This window comes from Moorena sp. SIO4G3, assembly GCF_010692305.1.
GTDB lineage: Bacteria > Cyanobacteriota > Cyanobacteriia > Cyanobacteriales > Coleofasciculaceae > Moorena > Moorena producens_A.
The window spans coordinates 1-7,182 of the sequence record NZ_JAAHIG010000426.1 but is presented as its reverse complement, the minus strand read 5'-3'; the positions used below and the strand labels follow the sequence as shown (position 1 = coordinate 7,182).

Here is a 7,182-nt window from a genome sequence, read left to right as displayed (position 1 = left end):
CACTCCAATTTCGAGAGGGCAGAATTTACATCTGCATGGTTATCAAGTTGTCAAGGTTCTTTTAGTCCCTTGCGGCTAATCCCCCTGAAACCCTTTCAGGTTAAGGTTTCTAGCCAACGAATCGCACCAGCCACTTATTCATTGTGACTTCTTGCTGTTTGTTGGGTTTCAGTTTGTAGACATATCCAAGCTGCATCAGTTTCAATCTTTTGTCCGTGCTATATTAATTGTAGCTTCTAGAAATACAGATAACAAGTATTATTGCCAAAAAAACTGGACGACCTCCAATACATGGACAAGCAAAAAAGGCACACACCGTTAGAACTACGGAAGCAGCCTGGGACGGGTTAAAAAAAATGGCAGCTAAAACTGGTTTGACTTTGTCAGAGTATTTAGAAGCACTAGGAAAGACTGGGGTGTTACCGTAAGTATTTAGTTGAGGGGAAAATTCATCCCCATCCGTCGCAGGAGTGGGGTATTCTTTTCCCCTGGCCTTGGCCTTTGGGCCACGCTACGCGAATGGCCACGCTACGCGAACAAACTCCCCTATTTTATAAATCATCGGGATTTATCCCAAGGGTACGCAATTTTTCTGCCAATCGTTCTGCCCGTTCTGCTGAAGTCTCAATCCAATTACCAGCTCCATCATACCAACGCAGCCAAAACCCTTGTGTTTCTTGATATTTACCTGGCCATACTCCTAAGCCTAATTCCAGTTTTGGAATCCAAAATTTGGGCTCATAAAGCTCTGCTTCCTGATACTGAGTGGCAATTAATTGAAACACGTGCAGCTGGTTTTCATAGCGGTCAAAAACTACATAGTAAGGAATGCGCATATATTGTTCATAAACTTGCCATTTGCTTGGTGGCTTGTTGGCAGACTTCAAGGTTTGTCCTAAATCTTCAGCTTCGGTACCTGGTGATAGGAGTTCCACTACCAAAAATGGCGCTCTTCCTTCCTGCCAAACCACATAATTCCAGCGCAGGTCTTCTTGTTTTTCAGCAGGAGTTACATCCAATACCAAAAACCAATCTGGTCGCTTATGCCATAAGTGATGACGACTGTCGTAATATACATTCAGGTTTGTAGCAATGAACATCTCCTCCCTGGGATAGTTGGGAGGTTGGCAGGTTTCTCGCAATAGCTGGGGTTGAAAGTCGTGAAATTCGTCAGGCAAAGCAGGCTCCTTTGGGTCTTCACGGGGTGGGTCAGTTTGGTACATGATCTTCTGTTGAACCTGATAGTTTTAGGGTAGCATTTGGGTCAGTTACCTAGGGTCCCAGCAGTAGGTTTGTTGATTTTTGCGATTGGCCTACGGCCACGCTATGCGAACGCAAAACCCATCTCGGAAGTAACAGCTACTGAACAAATCGAGCCACAAAGTTTTGATGTGCCCCTGAGTCCTAGTTACCATATCCGTTGAATGGGATATCCATCTAGAACAGAATCAATACTGACAAAAGGTAAATTTTCTACCATAGCCTGTGCCACCATAATCCGATCAAAGGGATCGCGATGAACATCCGGTAAACTTTGGAGAGCATAGACGTGATAAAGGGAAATCGGGAGAATTTGCAAGCCAATATTTTGCTGCTGTTGAACAATCAGTCTTGACAGGGGTAATCGTAGATTTAACCGACCTATCTGGCTCTTAATCTGTATTTCCCAAATACTTGCAAGACTTAGCAACAGAAGATTATCCTCATTCGTCAATAGCTGTCTGCATGAGCTAGATAACTTGTTTGGCTCTGAGTCAAACCATAATAACGTATGGGTATCTAGTAACAATTTCATCAAGAAGCCGATTTCTGATTAATTTGTTGAATTTGTTTATTGGTCATCATCAGTGGATCGTTTTCTCCTAACCAAAACTCATCTGGTAAAGGCTCATCGAAATCTTCACTTATCTCAACAAGACCTGCATGGAGTCCAAAAACACGAGGTGGTAATGGTGGACTAGAAGCCGATTGTTCGGTTTCCGATTTTCCTTGCTTTTGGAGTAAAAACTCAGCAAAGTCATAAACCAATTGACGTTGCTCTGGTGACAATGCCTGCAAAACTGCGAGCACATCGGTTACTGAATTTGATTCTTCCCGGATCACAGTTAGTTTTTCCATAAAATCATCAAATGTGGGATCATTGGCAAATATTCCCGCATATCTCATCTGAGGCTTAGCTGCATTTGGCTGAAGGTCTAAATTTACCTCAATAGTGACAAACTTCCCTCTAATTAATTGTGCTTCTAGGGCAGATTTGACCTTAAAAATTGCTTCTGACTCCGTCCTGCCCTCAACCGTTAAATTTGGCATCCCAATGACTGACGCCACAAACTTATCGTCGGATTGACTCTGAACAAAAACTTGATACTGCATGATGTATTTTCTCCAATGATTTTAGTCTATTTATAATTTCTAATTTAGAATTAAGAATTTAGAATTTTTGCTCTTTCTTACTTGTTATGCTAAATTAACACTTTGCCAAAGGGAGCAGGAGGAAGAGGCAGCTATATTGGAAAAATTGATGGTTAAATAGCCTCATAACCCTTACACAGTCATCTTTTTGGGGGTTTTTAACTATAAATTTAGCATAGTAGGTACTGAAGAACCAGAATTTTCCATTCTGACAAACAACCTCCCCTTCACCTAACACCAAAGGCGAACAACCTTTTTGAATTAAGTATTAAGAATTTCAAGCGAATTGGTAATTCTCCATTCTTAATTCTCCATTCTTAATTCTCCATTCTTAATTCTCCATTCTTAATTCTCCATTCTTCATTCTCCATTCTTCATTCTGAAGATTCTTCTTCACCAATCGGATTAGGGATATCAAAAATAATCACAAATTCAGCCTCGGGCATCAGGCGTTTAAGGGCTGTCATATGACCCTCCGCATTGGAGCGGTTACGGAAACGAGCGACAACGACTCGTTGCATCTGTGGTAACAAGCGAACGATTGCCCATGGGTATAGGCGTTGACTGTAAGACATAATGAAATTACCTCCTTTTGAGTGGGAGACCCAGAGCCAGCCCGTGACGCTCTAACATCTGTGGGCTGGCTCTTCACTTATCTCCTTTTGAGTGTTCCCTTTTATATAATAGCATAAAAATTGCATAATTATAACATATTTTGAAAATTTTTGTAACAATTTGGTGAGGGAGTAGGGAGTAGGGTGTAGGGAGTAGGGTGTAGGGTGTAGGGTATAGGGAGTAGGGAGTAGGGTGTAGGGAGTAGGGTGTAGGGTGTAGGGTGTAGGGTGTAGGGTGTAGGGAGTGTGGTAAAAAATCCTATTTACCTAACTTTTGATAATAATGATGATTATTAATGGCATTAAATAGTGCGGCATTTACAGATCACAGCTAGATGCGATTGACCTGCTTGTCACGCTAAGCGATCGCATTTCCAGACCACAGCTAGATGCGATTGACCTGCTTGTCACGCTACGCGAACGCATTTACCCATCACAGCTAGATGCGATCGCTTTTACTGACCAAAGCTAGATGCGATCGCTTTTACTGACCAAAGCTAGATGCGATCGCATTTCCAGACCACAGCTAGAGGCGATCGCATTTACTGACCACAGCTAGATGCGATCGCATTTTCGAGACCACAGCTAGATGCGATCGCATTTCCAGATCACAGCTAGATGCGATCGCATTTACTGACCACAGCTAGATGCGATCGCTTTTACTGACCAAAGCTAGATGCGATCGCATTTCCAGATCACAGCCAGATGCGATCGCATTTCCAGATCACAGCCAGATGCGATCGCATTTACTGACCACAGTTAGATGCGATCGCATTTTCGAGACCACAGCTAGATGCGATCGCATTTACTGACCACAGTTAGATGCGATCGCATTTACCGATCACAGCTAGATGCGATCGCATTTCCCGATCACAGCTAGATGCGATCGCATTTCCCGATCACAGCCCATACTCTTCCCCCGATTCCCGATTCCCGATTCCCGATTCCCGATTCCCGATTCCCGATTGCCAATTCTAAATTCTAAATTCTTAATTCTAAATTCTTAATTCTTAATTCTTAATTCCTTATTCCCTGTTCCCTCTAGTATCCACTGTCTAGAGAGGTATTTTTCACTTAGGATTGAAAATTGTTATAGTTACGGTTTATTCAACAGAAAAACAAAGGGAGCTTTTACCGAAATACCACCTGTAATTTCTGAAGCTTAAAATAGCGATGGTTAATTGAAGGTCAAACTGCTAACCAGAGTATATTTGGAGTTTAGGCAAAAGGCAATAGGCAACAGGGAAAAAATCTTGTGTATGTCATATGGTGGTGCGTTACGGGACGGGCTTTAACAGGGGCGAATAGTCTCAAAATCATAGGCTTTCTGTCCCTAACGCACCCTACACCCTACACCCTACACCCTACACCCTTAATAGTGGTGCGTTACGGGACGGGCTTTAACAGGGGCGAATAGTCTCAAAATCATAGGCTTTCTGTCCCTAACGCACCCTACACCCTACACCCTACACCCTACTCCCTTAATAGTGGTGCGTTACGGGACGGGCTTTAACAGGGGCGAAGAGTCTCAAAATCATAGGCTTTCTGTCCCTAACGCACCCTACACCCTACACCCTACACCCTACTCCCTTAATAGTGGTGCGTTACGGGACGGGCTGTACCAGGGGCGAAGAGGCGGAAAATCAGGGTGAGCCCGTCCCTAACGCACCCTACACCTACACCCTACACCCTACACCCTACACCCTACTCCCGATTCCCTACTCCCTACCCAATTGAAAACCTTTAATATAATAGTCGCTTGTTCACCAAAACCTATACACAACTTCAGGACAAATCATGAAAAACAACTCAGAAATACCAATCCCCAATCCCGCCCAAACCATGATGGCGGATGATCAAAGCATGAGCAATTTACCAGAAACCATGGATAATCAAGACCAAGGGATGGCAACCGCTCCATCTATGGAAAGCTCAGAAGAAATCATCAACGTTGACGCCCAACATTCCTATCCTCCCTATCCTCCCTATAACCCACCATCCCTAACCCTTGATACAATTACTACTGTGACTATGCCAGTGCTGACTCCTGGTAACAATGGTGACGCCGTGCGATTTTTGCAGCAGATCCTAATTAGCTTGGGCTACACCATTGTTAGATTTAATGCCAATTTTGACCGATATACCTACCTAGGTGTGACTCAATTCCAACGGAACAACCGTTTGAAAGTGGATGGCGTAGTGGGCTGGCATACTTGGCGTAAGTTGGGTGAAGCGAGCGTATCCCGGCGTCGTTATTAGGGAGTAGGGAGTAGGGAGTAGGGAGTAGGGAGTAGGGAGATGGGGAGATGGGGAGATGGGGAGATGGGGAGATGGGGAGATCCGGATTTAGATCAGTTTTCCCTCTTGCCTCTTGCCTCTTGCCTCTTGCCTATTCTTTATTCCCGATTCCCGATTCCCGATTCCCAATTCCCGATTCCCTATTGATTAATCCTTCGTCAAGGAAAAATTGACAAAAAAATTCTATAGTTTCACTATTGCTCAAACCCGTCTAGAATCTCATCTGGCAACGGGGCATCAAAATCATCTGGCACTTTGAACTGGCCTAGACAGAGTCCATATGGACGTAACTGCTTTTGAGGAGTGGTTTCAGAGATACTCTTAAACCGTCATTAATTGGGATAAATCCGTATAAAACGGTCAAGGTTCAATTTATTGTCGCCTGAGTGAGGGGTGGTCATACAGTAATTGGAGTTAAACCTGCCACCCGTCTGTCTAGGCGTTCCTCACATCTCGATGAGGAGTTGCTTGAAAGCCTGAGTTTTGCTATGTTTTGAGTCAAGCCAACCAAGCTCAACTGCATCAAGCAGACTCAGTCCCATTCCTTCCAGACAACGCGCGGTACGGCGCAATAACACCGCCTGAACCTCGGTCTTATTCATATACCGAGTTATTTCCTTGTCGGTACCGCGAGCAAGGATGTTTTTGGCAGCATTATGGTCAGCCTGCAACACGACCCCATCAAATCCGGTAAAATTGTCCCCAGTCCTTTTCCCCAATAGGGTGCCATTCCTGGAGTCAATTTGCGACGTGTAACTAGGCTGAACTTCTGTAACAACCGAGCCAGTCCAATTAGCCCATTTTCGCAAAGAATCCCGCATCACTCCTTTCATCCAACTATTAAGCTTACGGGATACTGCTTTAGACTGGCGCTTGTTTCGGATCGGTTGTGTTAAATCCTCAGCAAAGACTTTTAAAGACTCCCCGTTAAAGAGGGATTTAGAAGCTGCTCCTATTATGGCCGTTAGCTCTGATTGATTTTTTCTGTAACGGCGATTTTCTGTTTTTCTGGTCAGGTTATTTTCGAGTATTCGAGCCGACTTAGCTGGGTCTAATTTTTCTAGCTTTCTGTGAAGCGCCCAAAGTTTCCCTCTATTGCGGTTTTTGGCACATATACGATCAGACTTCTTGGTGGTTACTTTTCCTAGTCCTTTCCCGTGAGCCTGACCCTCTGAGTCATAGAAAGCCTCCGTGTACCCCTTATCTACTCCGACACTCCGACGTTCAGATGGAATTCCTACGGTTCCATGGTCTACCAGAAAGTGAATTTCAAATCTTTGCAAAAGTTGGTTATGGATTAATCTAATTTGTCCTTTTATTTTTCGATTAGATCTGACAACTATCCTATTCCTCTTTCCCCTTCTTAATCCAGCTAGTTCTAACTGGTAAGTGTGACGAGAGATTCTTTTGCATTTATAACCCACTTGTTGATAGACTATCTGGTTTTTACTCCAAGAATGTCCTCTATGAAATTCCTTTCTGACAAGTCTGTGTAGGAGTGAGTTATCCAGGAATGCTAGAGTCCTAAGTTGTTTGCAAAGCTTCTTTCGTTTATTTTGGTTTTCCTTTCCTGGAAACTTTTTGTAGACCTTTTTTGCTACCGCATCTATACAAGCAGCCTGGCTCGCTGTAATGGTTTTGGCTACATCATTAATGGTCCAATCCATCAATTTAGCAGGCAGTCCTAAACTGTTGGGAGTCCTAAAACTTTTAATCTCTGGAATGGCCTTTTTATTACGGTCGATGTCCGGTATTACCCGATGCACCTCCGCTCCAAAGCCGTACGTGAAGCTTTCACCTCATACGGCTCCTAGGTTCTCCTTCAACCTTTCGGCTTGCAGTCATCTTGTGACGTGCT

11 protein-coding genes are annotated in these 7,182 nt (G+C 43.9%); 5 read left to right on the top strand and 6 right to left on the bottom strand.

Annotation, left to right across the window (positions count from 1 at the left end; translation table 11 throughout):
- Nucleotides 1–109 precede the first annotated feature (109 nt).
- The 5 genes from F6J99_RS45900 to F6J99_RS38880 form a co-directional block, all read right to left on the bottom strand.
- The gene (locus F6J99_RS45900; RefSeq protein WP_365975135.1) at nucleotides 110–196 is read right to left on the bottom strand and encodes a helix-turn-helix domain-containing protein; all 87 of its coding nucleotides are present in this window, start codon (nucleotides 194–196) and stop codon (nucleotides 110–112) included.
- 355 nt (nucleotides 197–551) lie between these two features.
- Nucleotides 552–1,223, bottom strand: a complete 672-nt coding sequence (locus F6J99_RS38895) for a Uma2 family endonuclease (RefSeq protein ID WP_293121385.1) — start codon at nucleotides 1,221–1,223, stop codon at nucleotides 552–554.
- Between the two features lie 185 nt (nucleotides 1,224–1,408).
- Nucleotides 1,409–1,795, bottom strand: coding sequence for a type II toxin-antitoxin system VapC family toxin (locus F6J99_RS38890; RefSeq protein WP_293121383.1), 387 nt, complete (start codon nucleotides 1,793–1,795; stop codon nucleotides 1,409–1,411).
- Nucleotides 1,795–2,373, bottom strand: a complete 579-nt coding sequence (locus F6J99_RS38885; protein ID WP_293121381.1) for a DUF2281 domain-containing protein — start codon at nucleotides 2,371–2,373, stop codon at nucleotides 1,795–1,797. The genes F6J99_RS38890 and F6J99_RS38885 overlap by 1 nt, the downstream gene beginning before the upstream one ends.
- Before the next feature lie 413 nt (nucleotides 2,374–2,786).
- Nucleotides 2,787–2,987, bottom strand: a complete 201-nt coding sequence (locus F6J99_RS38880) for a hypothetical protein (protein ID WP_293121379.1) — start codon at nucleotides 2,985–2,987, stop codon at nucleotides 2,787–2,789.
- Between the two features lie 686 nt (nucleotides 2,988–3,673).
- Here F6J99_RS38880 and F6J99_RS38875 point away from each other — a divergent pair.
- From F6J99_RS38875 to F6J99_RS38855, 5 genes are all read left to right on the top strand, one after another.
- Entirely contained in the window at nucleotides 3,674–3,838 is a 165-nt protein-coding gene (locus F6J99_RS38875) for a hypothetical protein (RefSeq protein ID WP_293121377.1), read from the top strand.
- 10 nt (nucleotides 3,839–3,848) lie between these two features.
- A complete protein-coding gene (locus F6J99_RS38870; RefSeq protein ID WP_293121375.1) occupies nucleotides 3,849–4,004 on the top strand; it encodes a hypothetical protein in 156 nt (51 codons plus the stop codon).
- Nucleotides 4,005–4,625: 621 nt separating this feature from the next.
- The gene (locus F6J99_RS38865) at nucleotides 4,626–4,763 is read left to right on the top strand and encodes a hypothetical protein (protein WP_293121373.1); all 138 of its coding nucleotides are present in this window, start codon (nucleotides 4,626–4,628) and stop codon (nucleotides 4,761–4,763) included.
- A gap of 60 nt (nucleotides 4,764–4,823) precedes the next feature.
- Nucleotides 4,824–5,285, top strand: coding sequence for a peptidoglycan-binding domain-containing protein (locus tag F6J99_RS38860; RefSeq protein ID WP_293121371.1), 462 nt, complete (start codon nucleotides 4,824–4,826; stop codon nucleotides 5,283–5,285).
- Nucleotides 5,286–5,324: 39 nt separating this feature from the next.
- Nucleotides 5,325–5,471, top strand: a complete 147-nt coding sequence (locus F6J99_RS38855; protein WP_293121369.1) for a hypothetical protein — start codon at nucleotides 5,325–5,327, stop codon at nucleotides 5,469–5,471.
- Between the two features lie 299 nt (nucleotides 5,472–5,770).
- Here F6J99_RS38855 and F6J99_RS38850 read toward each other — a convergent pair whose 3' ends face one another.
- A complete protein-coding gene (locus F6J99_RS38850; protein WP_293121367.1) occupies nucleotides 5,771–7,090 on the bottom strand; it encodes a zinc ribbon domain-containing protein in 1,320 nt (439 codons plus the stop codon).
- Nucleotides 7,091–7,182 lie beyond the last annotated feature (92 nt).

Bases quoted from the DNA above. Each gene is read 5' to 3' on its own strand.
- F6J99_RS45900 (WP_365975135.1), bottom strand. From the start codon at position 196: ATGCAGCTTGGATATGTCTACAAACTGAAACCCAACAAACAGCAAGAA.
- F6J99_RS38875 (WP_293121377.1), top strand. From the start codon at position 3,674: ATGCGATCGCTTTTACTGACCAAAGCTAGATGCGATCGCATTTCCAGA.
- F6J99_RS38860 (WP_293121371.1), top strand. From the start codon at position 4,824: ATGAAAAACAACTCAGAAATACCAATCCCCAATCCCGCCCAAACCATG.
- F6J99_RS38870 (WP_293121375.1), top strand. From the start codon at position 3,849: ATGCGATCGCATTTACCGATCACAGCTAGATGCGATCGCATTTCCCGA.
- F6J99_RS38885 (WP_293121381.1), bottom strand. From the start codon at position 2,373: ATGCAGTATCAAGTTTTTGTTCAGAGTCAATCCGACGATAAGTTTGTG.
- F6J99_RS38855 (WP_293121369.1), top strand. From the start codon at position 5,325: ATGGGGAGATGGGGAGATGGGGAGATGGGGAGATGGGGAGATCCGGAT.
- F6J99_RS38890 (WP_293121383.1), bottom strand. From the start codon at position 1,795: ATGAAATTGTTACTAGATACCCATACGTTATTATGGTTTGACTCAGAG.
- F6J99_RS38895 (WP_293121385.1), bottom strand. From the start codon at position 1,223: ATGTACCAAACTGACCCACCCCGTGAAGACCCAAAGGAGCCTGCTTTG.
- F6J99_RS38880 (WP_293121379.1), bottom strand. From the start codon at position 2,987: ATGTCTTACAGTCAACGCCTATACCCATGGGCAATCGTTCGCTTGTTA.